The organism is Halomonas saccharevitans (genome assembly GCF_032333995.1).
Classification (GTDB): Bacteria; Pseudomonadota; Gammaproteobacteria; order Pseudomonadales; family Halomonadaceae; genus Halomonas; species Halomonas saccharevitans.
This window is the reverse complement of sequence record NZ_JAVXUR010000001.1, coordinates 684,030-709,651: the sequence shown is the minus strand read 5'-3', so window position 1 is coordinate 709,651 and position 25,622 is coordinate 684,030. Positions and strand designations below refer to the sequence as shown.

The 25,622-nt window shown below is 68.2% G+C and carries 22 protein-coding genes; 17 read left to right on the top strand and 5 right to left on the bottom strand.

Annotated features, from left to right (window positions below):
- Window positions 1–8: 8 nt before the first annotated feature.
- The 3 genes from RSO68_RS03290 to RSO68_RS03280 are packed head-to-tail and all read right to left on the bottom strand — an operon-like array spanning window position 9 to window position 3,251.
- Window positions 9–1,412, bottom strand: coding sequence for a bifunctional DedA family/phosphatase PAP2 family protein (locus RSO68_RS03290; RefSeq protein ID WP_315585423.1), 1,404 nt, complete (start codon window positions 1,410–1,412; stop codon window positions 9–11).
- Between the two features lie 41 nt (window positions 1,413–1,453).
- Window positions 1,454–2,389 carry a GGDEF domain-containing protein gene (locus RSO68_RS03285; protein WP_315585422.1) on the bottom strand — a complete coding sequence of 312 codons (936 nt, stop codon included), beginning with the start codon at window positions 2,387–2,389 and terminating at the stop codon, window positions 1,454–1,456.
- Complete coding sequence (locus tag RSO68_RS03280; RefSeq protein WP_315585421.1) at window positions 2,382–3,251, bottom strand: hypothetical protein; 870 nt, start codon at window positions 3,249–3,251, stop codon at window positions 2,382–2,384. The genes RSO68_RS03285 and RSO68_RS03280 overlap by 8 nt, the downstream gene beginning before the upstream one ends.
- A gap of 98 nt (window positions 3,252–3,349) precedes the next feature.
- Here RSO68_RS03280 and RSO68_RS03275 point away from each other — a divergent pair, with 98 nt between their 5' ends.
- The 11 genes from RSO68_RS03275 (at window position 3,350) to lipB (ending at window position 13,995) form a co-directional block, all read left to right on the top strand.
- Window positions 3,350–4,657: a glutamate-5-semialdehyde dehydrogenase gene (locus tag RSO68_RS03275; RefSeq protein ID WP_315585420.1), complete on the top strand. Its 1,308-nt coding sequence runs from the start codon at window positions 3,350–3,352 to the stop codon at window positions 4,655–4,657.
- A gap of 56 nt (window positions 4,658–4,713) precedes the next feature.
- Window positions 4,714–5,343, top strand: coding sequence for a nicotinate-nucleotide adenylyltransferase (gene nadD / locus RSO68_RS03270; RefSeq protein WP_315585741.1), 630 nt, complete (start codon window positions 4,714–4,716; stop codon window positions 5,341–5,343).
- A gap of 104 nt (window positions 5,344–5,447) precedes the next feature.
- A complete protein-coding gene (gene rsfS / locus RSO68_RS03265; protein ID WP_315585419.1) occupies window positions 5,448–5,807 on the top strand; it encodes a ribosome silencing factor in 360 nt (119 codons plus the stop codon).
- The gene (gene rlmH / locus RSO68_RS03260; protein WP_089849759.1) at window positions 5,804–6,271 is read left to right on the top strand and encodes a 23S rRNA (pseudouridine(1915)-N(3))-methyltransferase RlmH; all 468 of its coding nucleotides are present in this window, start codon (window positions 5,804–5,806) and stop codon (window positions 6,269–6,271) included. Before rsfS ends, rlmH begins: the two co-directional genes overlap by 4 nt.
- Before the next feature lie 210 nt (window positions 6,272–6,481).
- Window positions 6,482–8,389 carry a penicillin-binding protein 2 gene (gene mrdA / locus RSO68_RS03255; protein ID WP_315585418.1) on the top strand — a complete coding sequence of 636 codons (1,908 nt, stop codon included), beginning with the start codon at window positions 6,482–6,484 and terminating at the stop codon, window positions 8,387–8,389.
- 3 nt (window positions 8,390–8,392) lie between these two features.
- Window positions 8,393–9,553: a rod shape-determining protein RodA gene (gene rodA, locus RSO68_RS03250; protein WP_315585417.1), complete on the top strand. Its 1,161-nt coding sequence runs from the start codon at window positions 8,393–8,395 to the stop codon at window positions 9,551–9,553.
- Between the two features lie 29 nt (window positions 9,554–9,582).
- Entirely contained in the window at window positions 9,583–10,650 is a 1,068-nt protein-coding gene (gene mltB, locus RSO68_RS03245) for a lytic murein transglycosylase B (RefSeq protein WP_315585416.1), read from the top strand.
- The gene (locus RSO68_RS03240) at window positions 10,647–11,552 is read left to right on the top strand and encodes a septal ring lytic transglycosylase RlpA family protein (RefSeq protein ID WP_315585415.1); all 906 of its coding nucleotides are present in this window, start codon (window positions 10,647–10,649) and stop codon (window positions 11,550–11,552) included. The genes mltB and RSO68_RS03240 overlap by 4 nt, the downstream gene beginning before the upstream one ends.
- Window positions 11,553–11,648: 96 nt before the next feature.
- Window positions 11,649–12,809 carry a D-alanyl-D-alanine carboxypeptidase family protein gene (locus RSO68_RS03235; protein ID WP_089849838.1) on the top strand — a complete coding sequence of 387 codons (1,161 nt, stop codon included), beginning with the start codon at window positions 11,649–11,651 and terminating at the stop codon, window positions 12,807–12,809.
- A gap of 197 nt (window positions 12,810–13,006) precedes the next feature.
- Complete coding sequence (locus RSO68_RS03230; RefSeq protein ID WP_089849770.1) at window positions 13,007–13,318, top strand: HP0495 family protein; 312 nt, start codon at window positions 13,007–13,009, stop codon at window positions 13,316–13,318.
- Complete coding sequence (lipB, locus tag RSO68_RS03225) at window positions 13,318–13,995, top strand: lipoyl(octanoyl) transferase LipB (RefSeq protein WP_315585414.1); 678 nt, start codon at window positions 13,318–13,320, stop codon at window positions 13,993–13,995. Before RSO68_RS03230 ends, lipB begins: the two co-directional genes overlap by 1 nt.
- A 312-nt stretch (window positions 13,996–14,307) precedes the next feature.
- On the opposite strand, the gene lipA is transcribed toward lipB, so the two are convergent.
- Window positions 14,308–15,360, bottom strand: coding sequence for a lipoyl synthase (lipA, locus tag RSO68_RS03220; RefSeq protein WP_315585413.1), 1,053 nt, complete (start codon window positions 15,358–15,360; stop codon window positions 14,308–14,310).
- 209 nt (window positions 15,361–15,569) lie between these two features.
- Entirely contained in the window at window positions 15,570–16,556 is a 987-nt protein-coding gene (locus RSO68_RS03215) for a LysR family transcriptional regulator (RefSeq protein ID WP_089849777.1), read from the bottom strand.
- Window positions 16,557–16,809: 253 nt separating this feature from the next.
- Here RSO68_RS03215 and RSO68_RS03210 point away from each other — a divergent pair, with 253 nt between their 5' ends.
- From RSO68_RS03210 to RSO68_RS03185, 6 genes are all read left to right on the top strand, one after another.
- Entirely contained in the window at window positions 16,810–19,362 is a 2,553-nt protein-coding gene (locus RSO68_RS03210) for a DUF3141 domain-containing protein (protein WP_315585412.1), read from the top strand.
- A 309-nt stretch (window positions 19,363–19,671) separates the two neighbouring features.
- Window positions 19,672–22,314 carry a type I DNA topoisomerase gene (gene topA, locus RSO68_RS03205; protein ID WP_315585411.1) on the top strand — a complete coding sequence of 881 codons (2,643 nt, stop codon included), beginning with the start codon at window positions 19,672–19,674 and terminating at the stop codon, window positions 22,312–22,314.
- Window positions 22,311–22,772, top strand: coding sequence for a DUF6586 family protein (locus tag RSO68_RS03200; protein ID WP_089849785.1), 462 nt, complete (start codon window positions 22,311–22,313; stop codon window positions 22,770–22,772). The genes topA and RSO68_RS03200 overlap by 4 nt, the downstream gene beginning before the upstream one ends.
- Window positions 22,773–22,798: 26 nt before the next feature.
- Window positions 22,799–23,263 carry a LabA-like NYN domain-containing protein gene (locus RSO68_RS03195; protein WP_315585410.1) on the top strand — a complete coding sequence of 155 codons (465 nt, stop codon included), beginning with the start codon at window positions 22,799–22,801 and terminating at the stop codon, window positions 23,261–23,263.
- A 78-nt stretch (window positions 23,264–23,341) separates the two neighbouring features.
- Window positions 23,342–24,934 carry an ABC-F family ATPase gene (locus RSO68_RS03190; RefSeq protein ID WP_315585409.1) on the top strand — a complete coding sequence of 531 codons (1,593 nt, stop codon included), beginning with the start codon at window positions 23,342–23,344 and terminating at the stop codon, window positions 24,932–24,934.
- A gap of 178 nt (window positions 24,935–25,112) precedes the next feature.
- Entirely contained in the window at window positions 25,113–25,577 is a 465-nt protein-coding gene (locus RSO68_RS03185; RefSeq protein ID WP_089849793.1) for a hypothetical protein, read from the top strand.
- Window positions 25,578–25,622 lie beyond the last annotated feature (45 nt).

Below are 25,622 nucleotides of genomic sequence, written 5' to 3'. Positions count from 1 at the left end.
AGGCGGGGCTAAAACGGCGGCAGCCAGGCGATGCGGGCGGCGACCAGTATCAGCGAGGCGATCCCCAGCCGCTGCCAGGGGCAGGGGTGCAGCGGCGCCCGCGGGTGGCGCTGCCAGGCGAGCTGCACCAGGGCGCAGACCACCAGGCCGAGCAGCGCACCGCCGATCAAATCGCTCAGCCAGTGTACCCCGATCACCAGACGCGACAGCGCCATGGGCAGGATGGCGGCGATGGCCGCCCAGTAGGCCAGGGTGCGCCGGCCGGGCGATAGTTCACGGCTGACGAAGGCCGCGGCCATGCCGAACAGCACCACCGCGGTGGAGGTGTGGCCGCTGGGGTAGGAGAAGGAGTCGGCGAGATGCTCCGGCGTCATGGGGCGGATGCGCCCGATCGCCGCCTTGCCCAGGACGTTGAGCAGCGCGATGACCACAAGCCCACCGGCGATGTGCCAGAAGGCCGCCCAGTGGCGCCGCCACATGAGCCAGATGCCCCAGGGCAGGACCAGGGCCAGCACGCCAAGCAGGTCACCGACCCGGTCAAGCGCCTGGCCGATGGCGTCGAGCCCGGGCAGCGCCAGACCCCGCATCAGTGCCTCCAGGTGCGTGTCCATGACCAGCGGGGCATCGTGGTGGATGACCACCAGTGTCCAGGCGGAGAGGGCGGTCAGCGAGAGGATGAGCAGCAGCCAGGAGGCGAGCGGCGGCTCGACGTCGTGGGGCGGCGAGAGCCACCGCCAGAGGCGCCGGCCGAGGGCGCTGCGGCGCGACCAGCCGATCAGTCCCCGGTAGGCCATGCCCTGGCGGGTCATCAGGTGGCGCACCCAGGAGAAGATCACCGCCAGCACCACCACCAGCGCCCCCAGGCCGACCAGCCAGGCCTCCAGCCCCTCGGGCAGCGCCACCAGCCGCTGCCAGGTGCGTCCCAGCAGATAGCCCGGCAGCACGTAGGCCGGCGCCCACAGCGCCGCCGAGATCAGGTTGGCCCAGAGGAAGGCGCGGGGCGACATGCGCAGCATACCGGCGATCAGCGGCACCACGGGCCTCACCGGTCCCACGAAGCGTCCCAGCAGCACCGAGAGTGAACCGTGCCGCTGGAAGAAGCGTGCGCCCCGGGCCAGCCACTCCGGGTGGCGCGACAGCGGCCACTGTGCGGTGACTCGTTCGCGCTGGTGATAGCCCAGCAGGAAGCTCAGGCCGTCGCCGATCACGGCGCCGACGAAGGCCGCCAGCATGGCCGTGATCACGGCGAGCTCCTGGTGGCCGGCCAGGGAGGCGGCGGCCGTCATCAGCACCACGCCGGGGACCAACAGCCCCACCAGGGCGAGGGATTCCACCAGGGCGATGGCGGCGATGATCAGCAGCAGCAGCCCCGGTGAGGGCGCCAGCTGGAAGAGGGTGTCGGCGATGTTCACGTGACGCTCCATGGTCAGGCCGGGAATCGGCGCACCTGCGCTCAGCCGTCGGCCAGCGAACGGCGACAGGTCTCCAGGCGCTGCTCGAAGTGCGGCCAGGGCTCGCCGGCCCGCAGTCGGCACAGGCGCAGCCGCACTTCCAGCGGGCCGGTATCCATCAGGGTGGTCTGCTCCAGCGCCTGGCCGAGGCGGTGCTGGACCAGCAGGGCGCCGCTCTCGCTGGTGTCCGGCAGTATCAGCCAGAAGTCTGCCGGGCCATGTCGGCCCAGGATGTCGTGATCGCGACTGCGGTTGGAGACCGCCTGGCAGAGAGTGTCCAGCAGCGCCTGTCGCGCGCCTGGGCCGAACTGTTCGCCGGCCATGTCCAGCTGGGGCAGATGCATCAGCAGTAATCCCAGGGGCTGGCCGAGCAGTTTGGCGCGTTCGACCTCGCTTGCCAGCTGCTCGTGCAGGGTCTCATGGCCGGTGGCGGCGCACTCGGCATCGCGCGGATCGGTGGCCCGGATCAGGGCGTGCTGGCGTGCCTGCTCCCAGGGCACCAGGGCCGCCACGGCCACCAGGCTCAGGTAGCCCAGCAGCATCTGGCCATCGAGCTGGCCGTTGCCGAGCAGGGCCAGCCACACCGGCGTCAGCGCGAGGTTAAGCAGCATGGCGGGGGCCAGCGGCAGCAGCAGCAGGGTGAGTACCGGCGGCAGGCCCACCCAGAGTGCCGGCAAGCCGGACTGGCGGGGCAGTTCGACGGCAATCAGCAGATAGCCGCAGATCAGCGCCAGATAGGCGGCCAGCCGCGAGTGTTCAGCGCGCGTCGCATTCAGCAGGGTGGCGACCACCATCAACAGGGAGAGCGCGGCGGGCAGGGGGATGCGTTCGTACTCGCCCATCAGGTAGAGCCATAGGGCCATGCCCAGCAGCAGCAGCGCGCCGCCGGCGTGCCACAAGGCGAACAGCCGAGAGGCGTGGCGGTAGCGATCAGGCATGATCCGCTCCCTTGATCACCCACAGGCCAGCCGATTGGTGGGACAGGGCGTGGCGCTCGTCGTCCAGCGACAGCAGGCCGGCGAGGGGGATCGCCCGGGCCGGCCCGCGCGCCTCCAGGGCGCGCCACAAGCGTTCGCGACGCGTATCGGCCTGTTCGGGGTCGCGGCTGGTCAGCAGTGCCGCCAGGGTCGTTGGATCGAGCCGGTAGCAGCGCTCGAAACGGTAGGTCAAACGGCACAGGCGCTGCGCCAGCGGCCAGCAGCGGTGGCGGGGCGTGTGCAGCAGCAGCAGCTCGGCGTGCACGCCCTCGCGCAGGCTGCGCTTGCGTTCGAGGATCAGGTCACCGAGTAGCCGGTTGCCGGGCCACAGCGGCAGTCCCGGCACCAGACGGGCGCGGCGCAGGGCGTTCTGACGACGCGCGCGCAGATCCAGGGCCCGGGACAGGCCCAGCAGCATCAGGGCGGCGAGCAGCAGGCCGCTCAGCACCCACTGCTCGAGGCCCAGCAGGTTTTTGAGGGGCCACCAGGTGGCGAGTGCCAGCAGGCTGCCCAGCAGCAGCACCCAGCGGGGCTGGGGTAGCATCAGCAGCATGGCCCAGGCCCACAGCCAGGTGACATGGCGGCCAGGCTCTCCCCACAGCAGCGCCGCCAGCAGCAGGCTTGGCAGCAGCTGCCAGGGCAGTGTGGCGGGGCGGCGATGGTCGAAGGTCAGCAGCAGCGCGGTAAGACCCAGCCAGGCCGCGGCCAGCCACATCAGCAGGGTGTCGATCAGGGGCTGCGTGCGGGTGGCCAGTAGCGCCATCAGCACCGCCGCGATCAGCAGGTTGCCGCGCAGCAGGACGCTTTTGTACTTGGTCTGCATGGTGGATTAGTATGAATCCCTTCCCGGTTTTCGGCACAGTATAACCCCGGCCCTGCCCGTGTCGCGGCGGCGCCGGCCCCCAGGAGACACGCATCGGCATGACAGCTCAAGCCTCTCGCTCGGATCTCGAGACCGCCACCCCGGAGATCGGGGACGTCGACACCTACATGGAGCGCCTCGGACAGGGCGCCCGCGAAGCGGCGACCCGCATGCGTCGGGTCGATACGGCGGCCAAGAATGCCGCCCTGCTGGCCATGGCCGAGGGCCTCGGACAGGCCCGCGGCGAGGTGCTGGCGGCCAACACCCGTGACCTGGCCCGGGGCCGCGAGAGCGGCCTTGACGAGGCCCTGCTCGATCGCCTGGCGTTGGATGATGCGCGCCTGGATGCGATGATCGAAGGGCTCTCCCAGGTGGCCGCGCTGCCGGACCCGGTCGGCGAGATCGATGGCCTGCGCTCGCGGCCCAGCGGCATCCAGGTCGGCCAGATGCGCGTTCCCCTGGGCGTCATCGGCATCATCTACGAGTCGCGCCCCAACGTGACCATGGAGGCGGCGAGCCTGTGCCTGAAGTCGGGTAACGCGGCCATCCTGCGCGGGGGCTCCGAGGCCCGCGAGTCCAATGCCGCCATCGCTGCCTGCATTCGTGCCGGTCTCGCCCAGGCCGGCCTGCCCGAGGGCGCCGTGCAGGTGGTGGCCACCACCGACCGCGCCGCGGTGGGCCGGCTGATCAGCATGCCCGAATACGTCGACGTGATCATTCCGCGCGGCGGCAAGTCGCTGATCGAGCGCATCACCCGCGAGGCCAGAGTGCCGGTGATTAAGCACCTCGACGGCGTCTGCCACGTCTATGTCGACGCCAGTGCGGACCTCGACAAGGCGCTGGCCATCGCGGTCAACGCCAAGACCCAGCGCTATGGCACCTGCAACACCATGGAGACCCTGCTGGTCGATGCGCCGGTGGCCGAGACCCTGCTGCCGAAGCTTTCCGCCGCCTACGCCGAGCATCGGGTCGAGCTGCGCGGCTGCGAGCGCACCCGGGCGATCCTCGGCGACATCGCCCCCGCCAGCGAGGCGGACTGGCAGGCGGAGTACCTGGCGCCGGTGCTGGCGATTCGCGTGGTGGAAGGCATCGATGCCGCGATGGATCACATCGAGCGTTACAGCTCGCGGCATACCGATGCCATCGTCACCGAGAACTACACCCTGGCGCGGCGCTTCCTGGCCGAGGTGGACTCCAGCTCGGTGATCGTCAACGCCTCCACCCGCTTCGCCGACGGTTTCGAGTACGGGCTGGGCGCGGAGATCGGCATCTCCACCGACCGGCTGCATGCCCGGGGCCCCGTGGGGCTCGAGGGGCTGACCACCCGCAAGTACGTGGTGCTCGGCGACGGCCAGGTGCGCCAGTGAGCGAGACGGGCCTGCTGGTCCGCTCCCCAGAGTCGCCGGCGCCCCCTCGGCTGGCCATGCTGGGGGGCACCTTCGACCCGGTCCATCTGGGCCATCTGCGCAGCGCCGTGGAGCTTCGCGAGGCGCTGGCGCTGGATCGGGTGCACATGATTCCCGCGGCCATGCCGCCGCTGCGCGGCGAGCCGCGGGTCTCGCCCGACGAGCGCCTGGCGCTGCTGCGCCTGGGGATCGCCGACACGCCGGGGCTGGTGGCCGACCCACGAGAGCTCGAGCGCGACGGCCCCTCCTACAGCGCCGATACCCTGGCATCGCTGCGTGGCGAAGTCGGCGACGAGGCGCGGCTGGTCATGGCGCTGGGATATGATGCCTTCCTGCGCCTGGCCGACTGGCGCGATCCCGAGCGGCTCTTCGCCCTGGCCCACGTGGTGGTGATCGATCGCCCGGATCACGAGGCTGCGCTGCCGGCGGCGCTTCGTGAATTGCTGGCCGGGCGCGAGGTCGAGCAGGGCGAGGCCCTGATGGCACACCCGGCCGGCAAGCTGCTGCGCCTGCGGCTGCCCTCGCGCATGGCCATTTCGGCTACCGAGGTGCGCCGCCGCCTGGCCACCGGGCGCAGCGTTCGTTATCTGCTGCCCGAGGCGGTGGAGGCACGTATTCTCGCACGCGGGCTCTATCGGCACGCTTGATGGCGTGCGTCATTGCTGGCGAGTTGAATGCTGCCCACCGGCGCGTCGAGTCGGTACAATAGGGGTGACGATTTCTCGTTGACCAAGGGCAGATACGAAGGGCTATGCATATCGACGCACTCAAGACTCTGGTGATCGACGCACTGGAGGACCTCAAGGCCCAGGACATCGCCGTCCTGGATGTTGCGCGACTGACCAGCGTGACCGACCGCATGGTGCTGGCCACCGGCACCTCCACCCGCCACGTGTCGGCGCTGGCCTCGACGGTGTTGCAGGCGGCCAAGGACGAGGGCCTGGCGCCGCTGGGCGTCGAGGGCGAAAACGGCTCCGACTGGGTGCTGGTCGACCTCGGCCAGCTGGTGGTTCACGTGATGCTTCCCGAAACGCGCCAGCTCTATGACCTCGAGCGGCTGTGGGTCGATCTGCCGAGCGATGCCGAGTCCAGGGTCGAGCAGGGTTCATGAAGGTCCGCCTGCTGGCGGTGGGCACCAAGATGCCCGACTGGGTGAATCGCGGCGTCGAAGAGTACCGCAAGCGTCTGCCCCGCGATTTCGCCCTGGAAGTAGAGGAGATCGCCCCGGGGCAGCGCGGCAAGAATGCCGACGTGGCGCGCGCCATGGCATCAGAGGCCGAGCGCATCCGCGCTCGCCTCAGGGGCAGCGAGCATCTCGTGGCCCTCGAGGTGGGTGGTAAGGCCTGGAGCACCGAGCAGCTGGCCCGCGAAGCCGACGCCTGGCGCCTCGAGGGACGCGACGTGGCGCTGCTGGTGGGCGGGCCCGACGGCCTGGAGCCATCGCTCTCGGCCAGCGCTGATCAGCGCTGGTCGCTCTCCCCGTTGACCTTGCCTCACCCGCTGGTGCGCATCCTGCTCGCCGAGCAGCTCTATCGCGCCTGGACCCTGCTGGTCGGCCACCCCTATCACCGCTGACGGCGTGCCTCGCCGGCACCGCTGAAGGTGTTTTTTTATGAGCACCGCTGAAGGCTCTTCGTGATTACCGCTGAAGGCTCTCTTCTTGAACACCGCTGAAGGCTCTCTTCTTGAACACCGCTGAAGGCTCTCTTCTTGAACACCGCTGAAGGCTCTTCGTGATTACCGCTGAAGGCTCTTTGCTTCATCATCCCGAGGTCATTACCTAGCATGCGTCGCCGTCGCGATACCCTGAAGAACCCGGAACAGGAGCTGCGCGTGTTCCGCATGCGCTCGCTGTTGGCCGTGCTGGTGGTGCTGATCCTGACGGGGCTGCTGGGCGGGCGGCTGTTCTACCTGCAGGTGGTGCAGCACGAGGTCTACAGCACGCGCTCCGAGAAGAACCGGGTGCGGGTGGAGCCTCTGCCGCCTACCCGCGGCCTGATCTACGATCGCAACGGCGCGCTGCTGGCCGAGAATCGGCCAACCTACAACCTGACCCTGGTGCGCGAGCGGGTCGATGACCTGGATGCCACCCTGGCCCTGCTGGTCGAGCTGCTGGAGCTGCCCGAGGAGGAAGCCAAGGCCTTTCGGGTCCGCTCGCGCCAGCGCCAGCGGCCCTTCCAGCCGGCGCTGTTGATGAGCGACCTCGACGAGGCGCAGATCGCCCGCCTGGCGGTCAACCGTCACCGCCTGCCCGGCGTCGAGGTCGAGGCCCAGCTGCTGCGCTACTATCCCGATGCCGAGACCATGGTGCATGCCCTGGGCTACGTGGGCCGCATCAATGCCGAGGAACTGGCGGGGTTGGACTCGGGCAATTATGCCGGCACCCACTTCATCGGCAAGAGCGGGGTGGAGCGCTTCTACGAGGACGAGCTGCACGGCGAGGCGGGGCTGCGCAAGGTCGAGACCAATGCGCGCGGACGGGTGCTGCGCGAGCTTGGCCACACCGATCCGGTGCCCGGGCGTGATCTCACCCTGACTCTGGACAGCGAGCTGCAGAGGCTCGCCGTGGAGCTGCTCGACGGGCGCCGCGGCTCGATCGTCGCCATCGCGCCGACCACCGGCGAGGTTCTCGCCCTGGCCTCGGTGCCGGGCTTCGACAGCAACCAGTTCGTCACCGGCATCGACGTCGCCTCCTACCGGGCGCTGCAGGAGAACCTTGACCTGCCACTCTACAATCGCGCCATTCGCGGCCACTATCCGCCGGGCTCGACGATCAAGCCGTTCATGGCCATTACCGGCCTCAAGGAGGGCGCGATCACGCCTGGAGAGGTGATCTACGATCCCGGCTATTTCCAGCTGCCCAACGACTCGCGGCGCTACCGCAACTGGCTGCGCTGGGGCCACGGCCGGGTCGATCTGGAGCGTGCCCTGGCCGTCTCCAACAACACCTACTTCTATTCGCTGGCCCATGAGCTCGGGATCGATCGCATTCACGAGAACATGACCGCCTTCGGCTTCGGCCAGCGGGTCGCCCACGACGTTCAGGGGCAGAGCGACGCCCTGATGCCGTCGCGCACCTGGAAACGCGGGCGCTTCAATCAGCCCTGGTATCCCGGCGAGACCCTCTCGGTAGGCATCGGCCAGGGCTACCTGCAGGTGACGCCGCTGCAGCTCGCCACCGCCACGGCGGTGCTGGCCAATCGGGGCGAGTGGGTCAAGCCGCGCCTGGCCCAGCGCATCGGCGAGCACGAGGTGCCGGTCGACCTGCCGGATACCCCCGCGGACATCGAGCTTGGCAACGAAACGTGGTGGGACAGCGTCTACTCGGGCATGGAGAAGGTCGTCTCGGGGCGCGAGGGCACGGCGCGGCGAATCGGTGGCGATCTCGAGTACCGGATGGCCGGCAAGTCCGGCACCGCCCAGGTCTTCTCCCTGGGCCAGAACGAGAAATACAATGCCGACGAGCTCAAGGAGCGGCTGCGCGACCATGCCCTGTTCATGGCCTTCGCGCCGGTGGAGGAGCCCGAGATCGCCGTGGCGGTGATCGTCGAGAATGCCGGCGGCGGCAGCACCCACGCCGCGCATTTGGCCAAGGCGATGACCGATGCCTGGCTGCTCGATGACGAGGCCCCGGACAGCGACGAGGTGCGCGAGGCCCTGGAGCGCGAAGACGATCGCGTGGCGGGAGACTGAGCGATGATCTGGAACGAACTGACGCGTGGCCTGCGCAGCCACCCCGTGAAACCCTCGCTGAGCGGCATCGCGCGGCGCCGCAGCCTATGGGAGCGCATTCACCTCGACCCCTGGCTGCTCGGCATGCTGCTGGTGCTGATGCTGGCCGGTCTGGTGGTGCTCTACAGCGCCAGCGGTCAGCACTTCTCGGTGGTCACCGCCCAGGCGATCCGTTTCGGCGTCGCCCTGGTGGTGATGGTCGGGCTCGCCCAGCTCTCCACGACGACCCTGCTGCGCTGGACGCCGCTGGTCTACGTGGCGGGGCTTGGCATGCTGGTGGCCGTGGAGCTGATCGGCGACATGGGCATGGGGGCCCAGCGTTGGCTGGTGATTCCCGGCGTGATCCGCTTCCAGCCCTCGGAGCTGATGAAGCTCGCCATGCCGATGATGGTAGCCGCCTGGCTGAGCCGTCAGGTGCTCCCGCCGCGCTGGCGCGACCTTGCCGTGTGCGCGGTGATCATCGGCCTTCCGGTGGCGCTGATCGCCCGGCAGCCCGATCTCGGCACCTCCTTGCTGGTGGCGACGGCGGGGATACTGGTGGTGGTGCTGGCCGGGCTCTCCTGGCGCTTCATCTTATTTTGCGGCGCGCTGGCGGCGGCGGCGCTGCCGCTTTTGTGGATCAACCTCCATGACTATCAGCGCCAGCGCGTGCTGACCTTCCTCGATCCGGAGAGCGACCCGCTGGGTGCGGGCTGGAACATCATCCAGTCGACCACCGCCATCGGCAGCGGCGGCTTCTGGGGCAAGGGCTGGCTGCAGGGCACTCAGTCGCAGCTGGAGTTCCTTCCCGAGCGCCATACCGACTTCATCGTGGCGGTGCTGGGCGAGGAGTTCGGCCTCGTCGGGATGCTGGCCTTCCTGATGCTCTACCTGCTGATCGTCGGACGCGGGCTGTGGCTCGCCGGGGCCGCCCAGGAGACCTTTGGCCGGCTGGTGGCGGGGAGCATCATCCTGACCTTCTTCATCTACGTCTTCGTCAACGTGGGCATGGTCAGCGGCATCCTGCCGGTGGTCGGCGTGCCCCTGCCGCTGGTCAGCTACGGCGGCACCTCCAGCGTGACCTTGATGGCCGGTTTCGGTATTCTCATGGCCGTTAACGCCCACCGCCGACTGCTGCCGCGCTAGGCGGCCGACACGACTCAGGGAGAGCCGCAATGACGGTGTCGTCACCACAGGGAAAACGCTGGATGGCCTGGCTGGCGGGAGGGCTGCTGGCCCTGAGTGCCGCCGGCTCGACGGCGGCCGACTTCGATCCTCAGCGACACGGCGAGGCGCGCCGGCTGGTGGCGGAGCTCGCCGAGCGCGGCATCGACCGCGACTGGCTCGAGGCCGCCATGCAAGCGGCCGAGTACCGCCAGTCGGTGCTCGATGCCATGAGCGGCGCCGCCGAGCATCGACTGACCTGGCCCGAGTATCGCGCCATCTTCCTCGACGAGGCGCGCATCGCCAACGGGGCGGCCTTCATCGCGGCCCACCCGGATGCCTTTGCGAGGGCCGAGGCCGACTTCGGCGTGCCGCCGGAGGTCATCGCCGCGATCCTCGGCGTCGAGACCCGCTACGGCGAGATCACGGGCCGCCATCGCGTGCTGGACTCGCTGTCGACGTTGGCCTTCCATCATCCGAGCCGTGGGCGATTCTTCCGCGGCGAGTTGGCCGCCTTCCTGGAGATCGCCTTCGAGCAGCAGCGTGCCCCCGGCAGCCTGACCGGCTCCTACGCCGGAGCCATGGGCTATCCGCAGTTCATCCCCACGAGCTACCGCGCCTATGCGGTGGATTTCGACGATGACGGCCTGCGCGATCTCTGGACCAACCCGGTGGATGCCATCGGCAGCGTGGGCAACTACTTCGCCGAGCACGGCTGGCGCGCGGACGCCCCGATCTATCATGCGGTCGAGGGGCCCGCTGCGCCGCCCGAGGGCATCGAGTTCAATCGCGCCGCGCGACCGCCGGCGGTACCTGCGGCCAGGCTCGCCGCATCGGGCCTCGAGATGCCGGGCGCGCTGGCCGACGATCATCGCCTGCTGCCGGTGGCGCTGGAGGCCGGGGAGGGCACCTGGCGCTACGTGCTCGGCGAGCAGAACTTCTACGTGATCACTCGCTATAACCACAGCCACCTCTATGCCATGGCGGTGACGGAACTCGCCGAGGCGATCGCCGAGGCGCGCGGTCGTAAGGCCGGCTGGCTCGATGCCGCCGACACCCTGCCCGAGGAGGCCTCATGAGACGCTTCTTGGTGATCCTGAGTCTGGCGTCGCTGCTGGTCGGCTGTGCCGGCCCGAGGCCCGCTCCCGTCCAGTCGGCCGGGTCTGACGCCTCGGCCTCGGCGTCCTCCCAGGGTGGTGAACGCTACGCGCTCACCGGAGACGCCTATCCCGAGGATCCGCCCGACGTGGCCCAGGTGCCCGATGCCGTGCCGCAGCGCGAGCCGCGTTCCCGGGGCGGCAACAAGTCGCCCTACGAGGTATGGGGCAAGCGCTACGAGGTGATGGCGGATGCCAGCGGCTACCGTCGCGAGGGGCGCGCCTCCTGGTACGGCGAGAAGTTCCACGGCTACGCCACCTCCAATGGCGAGATCTACGACATGTACAAGATGAGCGCCGCTCATCGCTCCCTGCCGCTGCCGAGCTTCGTGCGAGTCACCAGCCTCGATAACGGGCGCTCGACGATCGTTCGTGTCAACGATCGTGGCCCGTTCCACAGCGAGCGTGAGATCGACCTCTCCTACGCCGCGGCCGCCCGGCTGGGCATCCTCGAGCAGGGCACCGGCCGGGTAAGGGTCGAGGCCATCGACGTGGAGCGCTGGCTCGCCAGGCGCGGTGGTGAGCCCGAGCCTGATCCCACCGTGACCGAGGCGGGCGACAGCGATGCGCCCCAGGCCGTTCGCGACGAGCCGGCGGAGGGCGTCTTCCTGCAGGTGGCTGCCCTGGGCTCTGAAGACGGGGCTCTGGCGCTGCAGGCCAAGCTCGAGGCGGAAATCGCCGGGTCCGTGCGCGTAGCCAGCGCCGAGGGCCTTCACCGCGTTCAGGTCGGCCCGCTGGATCCCGCGGGTCAGCTGGATCCGGTTCGTGAACAGTTGCGCCGGGCCGGCTTCGCCCAGGCCTTCATCGTCGACGATGCCGACTGAGTCGGCGTCTCCCTAGCGTATAACCCTGTGATGCACCCGATGAGAACCCTTGCCATGAGATTCACGTTATTTCTTCGCCGCCACCGGCTGCTGCCGATGCTGCTGGTCAGCCTGCTGCTGGTTGCGTCACAGGCCGCGGCCCAGGCGGTGCCCCAGCCGCAAACCATGATCCCCTCGCCCCCTCAGCTGGCGGCGAGCTCGTGGATCCTGATGGATGCCGACAGCGGCCGGGTGCTGGCCGAGCACAATTCCCGCGAGCGCCTGCCGCCGGCCAGCCTGACCAAGCTGATGACCGCCTACCTGGTCGAGCGTGAACTCAACCAGGGCAACATCAGCCCGGACGGGCTGGTGCCGATCAGCGAGAAGGCCTGGCGCACGGGCGGGTCGAAGATGTTCATCGAGGTCGGCGAGCAGGTGCCGGTCAGTGAGCTGCTGCACGGCATCGTCATCGTCTCCGGTAACGACGCCAGCGTGGCCATGGCCGAGTACCTGGCCGGCGGCGAGCGTCCCTTCGCTGATCTGATGAACCAGCACGCGACGCGCCTGGGCATGCACGACACCAACTTCGTCAACCCCACGGGCCTGCCCCACGAGAATCACTTCTCCTCGGCCCACGATCTGGCCCTGCTCTCCCAGCACATCATCAACGACTATCCGGATCACTACCGGATGTATCGCCAGAAGGAGTTCACCTACGGCGGCATCGAGCAGGCCAACCGCAATCGTCTGCTGTGGCGCGACGCCAGCGTCGACGGACTGAAGACCGGCTGGACCGAGGAAGCGGGCTACTGCCTGGTCGCCTCCGCCGAGCGCGACGACATGCGCCTCATCTCGGTGGTGATGGGCACGGCCTCGAGCGATGCGCGAGCCCAGGAGTCCCAGAAGCTCTTGAGCTACGGCTTTCGCTACTTCGAGACCCTCAACCTCTACGACGCCGGGGCCGTGCTCAACACGCCGCGGGTCTGGGGCGGCGACAAGAACGAGCTGCGCGTCGGCGTCGACAGCAGCGTGGTCATGACCGTGCCGCGCGCGCGTGATGGGGAGCTCACCGCCAAGCTCGACATCCAGGCCGACCTGACCGCGCCGATCGCCGCCGGCGACCGGGTGGGCACCATGGAGGTGCGTCAGGGCGAGGAAGTGGTCGGCGAGCGGCCGCTGGTCGCCCTCGAGAGCATCGAGGAGGGCGGCTTCTTCAAACGCCTGATCGATCAGGTGCAGCGCTTCTTCACCAACCTGACTCGCGGCTGGTTCGAGTAAGCCTGCGGGCGGGTATCGCCCGTGGACGTCCTCGTCGCCGCGGCGATGAGCCACGGGTCGGCCCCTCGGGCCGGCCCGTGTTGCTGTCTGGCGCCTGAGGCAGCCGACCCCGGGGAGAGCGTGGTGACGACGGGTCCGGTTGGTCGCCGCCGCCGCGTTGCGTAGAATAGGGGCATACCCTCCATCCGGACGCGATCATGAGTGACAACTCCCTACGCGACCTTCGCAAGCCCGTCCCCCGGGCGGGCGATACGTCGCCGAAGATCACCTTCCCCTGCGACTATCCCATCAAGGTCGTCGGCGATGCCGCCGACGACTTCGCCGCGACGGTCTGTCAGATCGTCAACCGTCATGACCCGAGCTTCGACGCCGCCGGCATCCAGGTGGTGCCGAGCCGCAACGGCCGTTTCCAGTCGGTGCGCCTGACCCTGCGCGCCACGGGCGAGGTGCAGATCAAGGCCCTCTTCGATGAGCTGAAGGCCACTGGCCGCGTGCACATGGTGGTGTGATGGCACCCGACAGCACGGCGCCGATCGCGCTGCACCGCCTGGGTCGAAGGCCCTATGGCCCGGTCTGGCAGGCCATGCGCACCCTGACCGACGAGCGCGACGGCGAGACCCCGGACCAGTTCTGGCTGGTGGAGCATGACCCGGTGTTCACTCAGGGGCAGGCCGGCAAGCCCGAGCACCTGCTGATGCCGGGTGACATCCCGGTGGTCGCCACCGATCGTGGCGGCCAGGTGACCTACCATGGCCCCGGCCAGGTGGTGCTCTATCCGCTGCTTGACGTGCGACGCGCTCGCCTGGGCGTGCGTGAGCTGGTCAGCGCCCTGGAGCAGGCGGTGATCGTGCTGCTGGCCGAGCACGGCGTGACGGCCCATGCCCGGCCCGATGCCCCCGGCGTCTACGTGGGGGAGGCCAAGATCGCCTCCCTGGGGCTCAGGATTCGTCGCGGGGCGAGCTTCCACGGGGTGGCGCTCAACGTCGACGGCGATCTCTCGCCCTTCTCGCGGATCAACCCCTGCGGCTATGCCGGCATGGCCATGACGCGACTGACCGACCTGGTCGACGACTGTCCCGGTGTCGAGGCGGTGGGCGAGTGCCTGGCGGAGTGCCTGGCGCGGGAGCTGGGGCGTGAGTTATCAGCGCCAAGCAGCCAGGCGCCGAGCCGCCAGGCTGACCCGTGACGGGCAGCAGGTGCTGAGGTAGAACAAGCCCCGCTGGATCAAGTATCCAGCGGTCAGGGATATCGCAGTAACCGGAATCAAGAGGCGCTGGGGACAAGCCGAAGAGGAGGTCCGACGCCAAGGATGGCGTCGGTAGCGCCCGGGGAGGGGTTCACAGCGCCTCCGGAAGGCCGGCCCCGCTCGCAGGCTAGTCCCCAGGTCAGCCACGAACTACCGAGCTGTCAAACTATCTGCGATAGCCCTGATCCAGCGGGGCTTTGCGTTGATACCCGAATTGGCAGAGGCATCATGTTGTTCGCCAGCGCTCGGCGCTCAGCCGACGTTGACGGCATCGATGCGGTTCGGGTCCGGCTCCTGGCCCGGCACCTCAGCGGGAGCGGCCAGGCCGAGGTTGTTCTTCTCGAACACCCGGTCGGCGCGATAGCTCGAGCGCACCAGCGGGCCGGACGGTACCTCCATGAAGCCCTTCTCCAGGCCCAGCTCGCGGTAGCGATCGAACTCCTCAGGCGTGACCCAGCGCTCCACCGGCAGGTGGTTGCGGGTGGGGCGCAGGTACTGGCCCAGGGTCACGATGTCGACGCCGATCTCGCGCAGGTCATCGAAGGTCGCCAGTATCTCTTCCTCGGTCTCGCCCAGGCCCAGCATCAGGCTGGTCTTGGTGATGACGCCGGGGCGATGGCGCTTGGCATGGGCCAGCACGTCGAGGGTCTTGCGGTAGCCGGCGCGCGGATCGCGCACCCGCGAGGTCAGTCGCTCGACGGTCTCGACGTTCTGGGCGAAGACCTCGAGCCCCGAGTCGACCACCCGCTCGATCGCCGAGGGCTCGGCGTCGAAGTCGGGCGTCAGCGCCTCGACGACCACCTCGGGGGTGCGCGCCTTGATGGCCCGGATGCAGTCGGCATAGTGGGTCGCGCCGCCGTCGGGAAGGTCGTCACGATCCACCGAGGTCAGCACGATGTAGCGCAGCCCCATCAGCTCCACCGACTGGGCGGTGTTCTGCGGCTCCTCGGCATCCAGCCAGCCCTTGGGGTTGCCGGTATCCACGGCGCAGAAGCGGCAGGCGCGGGTGCACACCGAGCCCATCAGCATGATGGTTGCGGTGCCGTTGCTCCAGCACTCCCCCTGGTTGGGGCAGTGCGACTCGGCGCACACAGTGCTGAGCCGGTGGGTGGCCACGTTCTTCTTGACCGCCTCGAAGCGTTCGCCGCCGGGGATCTGCGCGCGCAGCCAGCTCGGCTTGCGTCCGCTGACGCCGCCGTCTTCGACTTCACGACGCATTTTCATGCCGTCCTTGATGGCGGCCGTGCCATGGTCGTTGCGATACTTTTCGCCGCTGGAGACGCGTGGGGAGGGGGTGTCGCTCATAGTCGTGAGCCTCTCTGCTCGCCGGCTGTCTCACCGGAACGGCGCTTGGGTGCGCGTCGATCGGCGTTTCCAGTCAGCCTGGCACGTCGAATGATACGGGGATTAAAGGCCCATAACCTACCACAGCCGTCACCTTTCTGGACAGCGGGTGGGCCGTGCGGTGACGCCCGCGAGAGGCGGGTCAAGGGGTGGCGATCAAGCGCGGGCGCTCAATAGGTGGTCATCGGCAGGCAGTCGACGCCGTGGCTCGGCAGCGGGGTCGGAGGCGTGGCGAAGTGCTCGTGGAGCTCGGCGAGGTGTTCGCGCACGAAGCGCAGGAACAGTTCGGTGACCGGGGTCGGGAAGTGATCGCGGGGATGTACCGTGCACCAGGAGTGGCGCAGCGGGAAGCCGGGCAGGGCGAGAGGCGAGAGCAATCCCGCCTCGATCTCCAGGCGCACGGCCAGGCGGGGCAGTACGGCCACCCCCAGCTGCTCCATCACGCCCTGCTTGACCGCCTCGTTGGAGCCCAGCTCGATGGCGTGGGGCAGCCACACGTCCTGCTCGGCGGCCAGCTCCTCGAAGGCGCTCCGCACTCCGGAGCCGGGCTCGCGCATCAGCACGTAGTGGCGCGCGAAGTCCTCCAGGGTGGGGCACTCGGCATCGAGCAGGGGGTGTCCCGGCCAGACCACGGGGATCAGCTCGCTGTCGAGGATCGGCATGAAGGTCAGCTCGTCGCCCTCGGGGACCCGTGCCATGATCACCAGGTCGTCGCGGCGCTCGGCGAGTCGCTCCAGCGCCTGGCGCCGGCTGCAGACGCGCAGACGCACCACGATGTCGGGATAGTGGGCACGAAAGCGAGCCAGCAGGTGAGGCACCACGTACTGGGCGGTGGAGACCGCGGCGAGGTTTAGCTCGCCGTTCAGCGTCCCGGCCATGTCGGAGAGCGTCATCTGCAGGCGCGAGACCTGCCCGAAGATCGAACGGGTCGAGGCGGCCAGCGCGTCGGCGGCGGGCAGCAGGTGCAGAGTGCGACCGGCATACTTGAACAGCGGCTGGCCCAGCGCCTGCTCGAGCTGGCGGATCTGGGCGCTCACGGCAGGCTGGGTCAGCCCCAGCGCCTCGGCCGCACGAGAATAGGAGTGCTGGTCATAGACGGCACGAAACACCTGAAGCTGGCGAAAGGTCAGGCGGTTGAGCAGCTTGGGTGTGGTCATGTCGGTCTGTCCGCCGGCGCCATGCCGTGGGTCTCTGGGAGTCTGGCGCCATGCTAGCACCGCTCGATCGCCGCCGGCCATGCCGGAAGCTGGTCCGACGAATGCCCCGGGTGTGGCCCTGTTCAACCACGAGCCCCTCGCAGCGGCTGGCTTCATGCGCTATATTGCATTGCAGCAAAGCCCGTTTTCATGCATCGGTGCCACGAGCCTCCTGAGGATGTGGCTTGAGTACCGAGCAACCCTGGAGCTGATAATGAACCCCCTGATACCGACTCCGGCAGCCGACGCGCTGCCCTTCATGGATCCGTTCGGTTTCGGACGCGCGGCCTGCGACTATTGGCGCGACACGATGGAGCGCAGCGTGCTCTTCATGGACGTCATGCGCCAGCGGGGCAACCAGTACCTCGAGCACATCGAGAAGACCAAGCCCAACGTGCTGGGCTTCGACGCCGAGGTGCTGATGGACGGTCGCGAGCTGGCTCGTCCGGTCAACTACGAGCTGCTGCGCATCCAGCCGCCCGAGGGCGTGGAGACCGATCTGCAGATGCGACCCTTCGTCGTGGTAGACCCCCGCGCAGGCCACGGTCCGGGCATCGGCGGCTTCAAGCCTGACAGCGAGATCGGCGTCGCCCTGCGCGCCGGGCACCCCTGCTATTTCATCGGCTTTCTGCCCTACCCCGTGCCGGGGCAGACCGTCGAGGACGTGGTCGAGGCCGAGGTCGAGTTCCTGCGTCACATCATCTCGCGCCATCCCGATACCTCCGAGAAGCCCATGGTGGTCGGCAACTGCCAGGCCGGCTGGCAGATCATGATGGCCGCGGCCCTGGAGCCCGAGCTGTTCGGTCCGCTGCTGATCGCCGGCTCGCCGCTCTCCTACTGGGGCGGCGAGCGGGGCGGTGCTCCGATGCGCTACACCGGCGGCCTGAGCGGGGGCAGCTGGATGACGTCGCTGTTCAGCGACCTGGGAGCCGGGCTCTTCGACGGCGCCTGGCTGGTGCAGAACTTCGAGCGCCTCAATCCGGCCAATACCTGGTGGAGCAAGCAGTACCGGCTCTACGCCCACGTCGACACCGAGGCCGAACGCTACCTCGAGTTCGAGCGCTGGTGGGGCGGCCACGTGGTGCTCGGCGGCGACGAGATCCAGTACATCGTCGATAACCTCTTCGTCGGCAACCGCCTCTCCACCGCCCAGCTGGTAACCTCTGACGGGCGGCGCATCGACCTGCGCAACGTGCGCTCGCCGGTGGTGGTGTTCTGCTCGCGCGGCGACGACATCACGCCGCCGCCCCAGGCACTCGGCTGGGTGCGCGACCTCTACGAAGGGGTCGATGACGTGATCGCCAACGAGCAGACCATCGTCTACTGCGTGCATGACACCACCGGGCACCTGGGCATCTTCGTGTCCGGCAGCGTGTCCCGCAAGGAGCATACCGAGTTCACCGCCAACATGGACTATATCGATGTGCTGCCGCCCGGCCTCTACGAGACCACGGTCTCGTCCGCCGCCGAGCGTGAGGATGCCGAGCTGATCGAGCGCGACTACCTGCTCGAGTTCACGCCGCGCACCATCGATGAGCTCGATCGTGAGGTCCAGCACCGCCCCGAGGACGACACTCGCTTCGCCACCGTGGCGCGCGTCTCCGAGATCAATCTGGGCTTCTATCGGCTCTTCGTGCAGCCCTGGGTGCAGGCGGTGGCCACGCCGGAGTCGGCCAAGTGGATGCGGCGCATGCATCCCAACCGCCTGGGCTATCGCCTGCTCTCCGATCGCAACCCGCTGATGAATGCCGTGCCGGTGCTCGCCGATCAGGTGCGTGCCGATCGCCACCCGGTGCACGAGGACAATGTCTTCCGGGCCGTGGAGGGCATCGTCTCCGACCAGGTCACGCGCAGCCTGAATGCCTGGCGCGACCTGCGCGACAGCGCCAGCGAACGCTTCTTCCTGGATGTTTACGGCCAGCCGATCCTGCAGGCCATGGTGGGGCTGGGCGGTGACGCCCACGTGCACCGCCGTCGCCCGGGCGCCGAGCCGGAGCATCGCCGCTTCATCGAGCGCCGCCGCGAGGAAGTCCATCGCGCAATCACCGAAGGCGGCAGCCACGAGGCTGTCATGCGCTCGGTGATCCATGTGCTGGGGGGGGCTCCGGCCACCGACGAGCGCAACTTCAAGCGGCTGCGCGCCTCGCGGGCCGAGCTCGAGCCCGGCTCTGAGCTGGCCGACTTCAAGCACCTGGTGCGCGAGCAGTTTTTTACGCTCCAGCAGGATCATGAGGCGGCACTGGAGGCGATTCCGACCCTGCTCAAGGGGCAGACGGCCCAGCAGATCGACGCCCATCTCGCGCATATCGAGCACGTGCTGGCCGCCAGCGGCGAGCTCAGCGAGCATGCGGCAGAGCGGTTCGAGCGCATCAAGGCGCTGTTTCATCAGGCCATCGACCACGCCCCCGAGGAAGAGCAGGCGGCTCGGCGCGACGCCGAGGCCAGCATTGCCCGTGAGGCCGCGGCCGGTGAGCTCGCCCGCCGCGAGGTGGAGCGTCTGATGGAGACGATGCCCGTCGCCGCGGCTAGCGCAGCGGCCGAGGCGCACAGTGCCGAGAGAAAGCCAGCCGAGGCACAGGACGTCGAGGCGCAGGCCGTCGGAGCAAAGGAGGTCGAATCACGAGGCGTTGATGCACAGGACGTCGATGCAGCGGAGTCGGCCGCTCAGGTCGCTGACCCGGCCAACGCCAACGTCGGCGTCAAGCGCAAGCCGACGAGTCGCTCGGCGCCGCGTCGCCGCACGTCACGCAACTCTGGCAAGAAGTGATCGGCTAGAAGTGCTCGGCAGGAGCGACCGCCGAGACGCGAACGGCGTCGCTGGCTAAGCCCTGCGTGCCAGTGACGTGAAACGCACGCCCCCGCCCCTCGGCGGGGGCGTTGTCGTTGGCACCCGGACGTTCCGGGCTTGTCGTCTCGTGACTCGGCGGTCTAGGTTCAAGGAGCCGCCCGCCGGGGGCGACTGGCGTGAAGCCGATCGCTGGGGTAGGGTAAGCGCATTTTTCACCCGTCGCAGAGGACGGGTCGATACCGTCTGGCGCGAGCCGTCACGCTGGCGCCATCAGCACAGTGGAGCACTATGGGCAAGTCACTGGTCATCGTCGAGTCGCCGGCCAAGGCGAAGACGATCAACAAGTATCTCGGCAACGACTACATCGTAAAGTCGAGCGTGGGGCACATCCGTGACCTGCCGACCAGCGGCTCGGGCAAGACGGCGTCGGACCCCAAGGAGCGCGCTCGGCAGGCGGCGGCAACCCGCAAGATGTCGCCGGAGGAGAAGGCGGAGCATCGCAAGCGCAAGGCCCACGACCAGCTGATCCGGCGCATGGGCCTCGACCCCGAACACGGCTGGAAGGCGCACTACGAGATCCTGCCGGGCAAGGAGAAGGTGGTGGCCGAGCTTCAGAAGCTCGCCGAGAAGGCCGATGCGGTCTATCTCGCCACCGACCTGGACCGCGAGGGGGAGGCCATCGCCTGGCACCTGCGCGAGACCATCGGCGGCGACGAAACCCGCTATCGGCGCGTGGTGTTCAATGAGATCACCAAGAACGCCATCCAGGAGGCCTTCCAGGATCCCGGTGAGCTGAACATCCCGCGCGTCGAGGCCCAACAGGCGCGTCGCTTCCTCGATCGGGTGGTGGGCTTCATGCTCTCGCCGCTGCTGTGGGCCAAGATCGCCCGCGGCCTCTCCGCCGGGCGGGTGCAGTCGGTCGCGACGAGGCTGATCGCCGAGCGCGAACGCGAGATCCACGCCTTCATTCCCGAGGAGTTCTGGGACGTTCACGCCGACCTGGTCCCTCGCGTCGACGGCGACGACGCGACGCCGGTGCGCTTCGAGCTCGTGCGCCAGGACGGCAAGGCCTTCCGGCCCACCTCTGAGGCCGAGACCCTCGAGCGTATCGCGGCGCTGCGCAAGGCGAGCCTTGCGATCACCGCCCGCGAAGACAAGCCCACCCGGTCCAAGCCCAACGCGCCCTTCATCACCTCGACGCTGCAGCAGGCCGCTAGCGGCCGGCTGGGCTTCTCGGTCAAGAAGACCATGACCCTGGCTCAGCGCCTCTACGAGGCTGGCTACATCACCTACATGCGGACCGACTCCACCAACCTCTCTCGGGACGCGGTAGAGGGCGTGCGCGAGTTCATCAATGAGGAGTTCGGCGCGCGCTATCTGCCCGAGGCGCCCAACCGCTACTCCAGCAAGGAGGGCGCCCAGGAGGCTCACGAGGCGATCCGGCCTTCCGAGGTTACCCGTCGGGCCACCGATCTCGCCGGCATGGAGCGCGACGCCGAGCGGCTCTATGAGCTGATCTGGCGTCAGTTCGTGGCCTGTCAGATGACGCCCGCCGAGTACCTCTCCAGCACCCTGACCGTGGAGGTCGAGGGTTTCGAGCTGCGCGCCAAGGGCCGGGTGCTGAAGTTCGACGGCTACACCCGGGTGATGAAGCCGATGGGTCGCAAGGACGAGGACCAGTCCCTGCCGGACCTCGCCGAGGGAACGCCCATGACCCTCGAGCATCTCGACCCCCAGCAGCACTTCACCAAGCCGCCGGCCCGCTATACCGAGGCCAGCCTGGTCAAGGAGCTGGAGAAGAAGGGCATCGGCCGGCCCTCAACCTATGCCGCGATCATCTCCACCATCCAGGACCGCGGTTACGTCAAGCTGGAGAACCGGCGCTTCTATGCCGAGAAGCTCGGCGATATCGTCACCGAGCGGCTCAAGGAGTCGTTCCCCGACCTGATGGATTACTCCTTCACCGCCCGCATGGAGGACAGCCTCGACGAGGTGGCCGAGGGCGAGCGCAACTGGCAGGAGCTGCTCGATGCCTTCTATGCCGAGTTCCACAAGGAGCTCGCCGTGGCCGAGAGCGAGGAGGGCATGCGCCCCAACCAGCCGGTGCCCACCGACATCGACTGCCCGAGCTGCGGGCGCAAGATGCAGATCCGCACCGCCTCTACCGGGGTCTTCCTTGGCTGCTCGGGCTATAATCTGCCGCCCAAGGAGCGCTGCAAGACCACCATCGACCTGCTGCCGGGCGACGAGGCGGTGGCGGCCGATGCCGGCGAGGACGCCGAGACCGACGCGCTGCGCGCCAAGCACCGCTGCCCGAAGTGCGGCACCGCCATGGATAGCTACCTGATCGACGAGGCGCGCAAGTTGCACATTTGCGGCAACAGCCCGGACTGCGACGGCTACGACATCGAGCAGGGAAAGTTCCGCATCAAGGGCTATGACGGGCCGACCATCGAATGCGACAAGTGCGGCAGCGAGATGCAGCTCAAGACCGGACGCTTCGGCAAGTACTTCGGCTGTACCAATAGCGAGTGCAAGAACACCCGCAAGCTGCTCAGAAGCGGCGAGGTGGCGCCGCCCAAGATGGATCCCATTCCCATGCCGGAACTCGCCTGCCAGAAGGTCGAGGATCACTACGTGTTGCGCGACGGTGCCAGCGGGCTGTTCCTGGCGGCCAGCAAGTTCCCCAAGAACCGCGAGACCCGACCGCCGCTGGTCATCGAGCTCAAGGCTCACGCCGAGGAGCTGCCCGAGAAGTATCGCTACCTGCTCGAGGCGCCCGACGCGGATCCGGACGGCCGCCCGGCGCAGATTCGCTTCTCGCGCAAGGCGAAGGAGCAGTTCGTGATGACCGACGATGACGGCAAGGCCACCGGTTGGAAGGCCACCTTCCAGGGCGGCAAATGGCACGTGGAGGACAAGCGCAAGTGACCCCGCGAGCCCGCACCAATCAGTTGCTCTACCAGGCCGAGCTGCTGCTCGACATGCCCGCAGGCGATGACGAGCACGCCGAGGCGCGCCGCATGGCGGCGGAGGAGGGCGGCCTCGCTCTGCTCGAGCTGGCGCTGGAGTCGCTGCTGCGCGAGGTCACCGAGCATGCGCACCTCGAGCGCCACGACTGGCGCGAATTGCTCGGCCCCGAGGGGGCCGGCATCGCCGAGCTGCATCGCCTGCGGGAGCTGGCCGCTCGGCCCGATAGCTGGCTCTCCGGGCTGCTCGCTCGATTCGAGGCGCTGCACGGCAGCGACGGCGTGGCTCGGCGCAGGCCCAGCAACCCCGGGCTGATCGCCGTGGGTGGTGCCGCCTCCCTGAACGAGGAGCTCAGCGACTGCGTGCGCGAGGCCAAACGCGAGACCGCCGCGCTGCGCGAGACCAGCGAAGAGTGGTAGCCGCGCCGCCAGCCTCTAAGGAGCGCGTGGCGCTGCTGGTCGACGTGCAGAACGTCTACTACACCACCCGCCAGGCCTTCGGTCGGCACTTCAACTACCACGCCTTCTGGCGTCGCTTCGCCGCCGATCGAGAGGTGGTGGTGGCCAACGCCTACGCGATCGATCGCGGCGATCCCAAGCAGCGCCAGTTCCAGGACATCCTGCGCGGCATCGGCTTCGCGGTGCAGCTCAAGCCCTATATCCAGCGCAGCGACGGCTCCGCCAAGGGTGACTGGGACGTGGGCATCGCCCTGGACGCCATGGAGGCCGCGCCGCGCGTCGATCGGGTCGTGCTGGTCTCCGGCGACGGCGACTTCGACCTGCTGGTCGAGCGGATGCGCGAGCGCCATGGCGTGACGGTGGAGGTGGTTGGCGTGGAGAGGCTAAGTGCCGATTCGCTGATTCGCGCGGCGAGTCGCTTCGTGCCCATCGAGGGCGGGCTTCTGCTGTAAACGAGCGCGATCAGGATGTGAGCGGCGGCGATAACCGGTACAATCTCGCCCCCTTCACGCACAGACCTGGACCCTTCATTGATCTCCACCGCCAATATCACCATGCAGTTCGGCGCCCGGCCGCTGTTCGAGAATGTCTCCATCAAGTTCGGTAACGGCCACCGCTACGGCCTGATCGGCGCCAACGGCTGCGGCAAGTCCACCTTCATGAAGATCCTCGGCGGAGATCTGGAACCGTCTTCAGGTCAGGTGATGGTCGAATCCGGCGCCCGGCTCGGCAAGCTGCGCCAGGATCAGTTCGCCTTCGAGGACGAGCGGGTCATCGACACCGTGATCATGGGCAACGACGAGCTGTGGCAGGTCGCGGCCGAACGCGAGCGCATCTACTCGCTGCCGGAGATGAGCGAGGACGACGGCATGGCCGTGGCCGACCTGGAGGTGCGCTTCGCCGAGCTCGACGGCTACACCGCCGAGTCCCGCGCCGGCGAGCTGCTGCTGGGCCTGGGTATTCCCCTGCACCAGCACACGGGCCCCATGAGCGAGATCGCCCCGGGCTGGAAGCTGCGCGTGCTGCTGGCCCAGGCGCTGTTCGCCGATCCCGACGTGCTGCTGCTCGACGAGCCCACCAACCACCTGGACATCAATACGATCCGCTGGCTGGAGGGCATGCTGACCGCCCGGGACAGCACCATGATCATCATCTCCCACGACCGCCACTTCCTGAACAGCGTCTGCACGCACATGGCCGACCTGGACTATGGCGAGATCACGCTGTTCCCCGGCACCTACGACGACTACATGACGGCCGCCACGGCGGCCCGCGAGCGACAGCACGCCGACAACGCCAAGAAGAAGGCACAGATCGCCGAGCTGCAGGCCTTCGTCAGCCGCTTCTCGGCCAACGCCTCCAAGGCCAAGCAGGCCACCTCGCGTGCGCGCCAGATCGACAAGATCAAGCTCGAGGACATCAAGCCTTCCAGCCGGGTCAGCCCCTTCATTCGCTTCGAGCAGGGCAAGAAGATCCACCGCAATGCCGTCAACGTCGAGGCGATCACCAAGGGCTTCGACGCCGATGCGCCGCTCTTCGAGCGCCTCTCCATGACCGTGGAGGCCGGCGAGCGCATCGCTATCATCGGCCCCAACGGCATCGGCAAGACCACCCTGCTCAGGACCCTGGCGGGTGAGCTGCACCCCGATGCCGGCGCGGTGCGCTGGACCGACAGCGCCGAGGTCGGCGTCTTCGCCCAGGACCACGCCGACGACTTCGCCAATGATGCCAATCTGTTCGAGTGGATGGCGCAGTGGACCACCGGCGGGGAGCAGGAGGTTCGCGGCGCCCTGGGACGGATGCTGTTCTCCAGCGACGACATAGCCAAGTCGGTCAAGGTGATCTCCGGCGGCGAGCAGGGGCGCATGCTGTTCGGCAAGCTGGCCCTGACCAAGCCCAACGTGCTGCTGATGGACGAGCCGACCAACCACCTCGACATGGAGTCCATCGAGGCGCTCAACCTGGCGCTCGAGAACTATCCGGGCACGCTGATTTTCGTCAGCCACGACCGTGAGTTCGTCTCATCGCTGGCGACCCGTATCCTCGACATGAGCGGCACCGGGATCACCGACTTCAGCGGCAGCTACGACGACTACCTGCGCAGCCAGGGTCTCTACGGCTGATCCCGCGGCTCGACGACCCGGCGTTCCGGCGTTCCGGCGTTCCGAGATGGCAGCGCCTGTCCCCGATGGCGCTGCGCGCATATCGGATGATCTGCATCAAGCGTAATGCCGGCGGCTTGGCTAGGCTTGAAGCATGATCCATTCGCCCGCGTCGGGGCATTACCGGGAGGAGCCTCTCATGCGCTTTCATCGGGTCAAGGAGCTGGTCGCCTGGGCGGCCGACTATCATCGGGGGCTGGCCGAGCGTTATGACCGGCTTGCTGCCGGCGACGTCAGCGATCGGGTACGCATGGCCCTGGAGTATCTGGCCGAGCATGAGCGCAAGATGCAGACCGAGCTGACTCGCTATCTCGATGAGGGCGGTGACCATCGCAAGGTCCTTGAGACCTGGTTCGACGATCCCGCCGATTTTCCCCATGCGCCCACCCTCGATCGCCTTACCGAGTGCATGGCCTGCGACAGCGTTCAGGATGTACTGGCCACGGCCCTGACCATGCATCGCACCCTGCAGGACCTCTATGCGCACCGCATCGAGCAGGCCTCGATCGAGGCGGAGCGTGAGTTCTTCGCTGCGCTCGCCAGCGGCCATGAGGCCGAGGTGCGACGCCTGGCCCGCGACATGCAGCGGCTCGAGGACTACTGAAAAGCCGCTTGTGCCCTCGTGGAGCCGCTTGATGGCGGTTGCCAC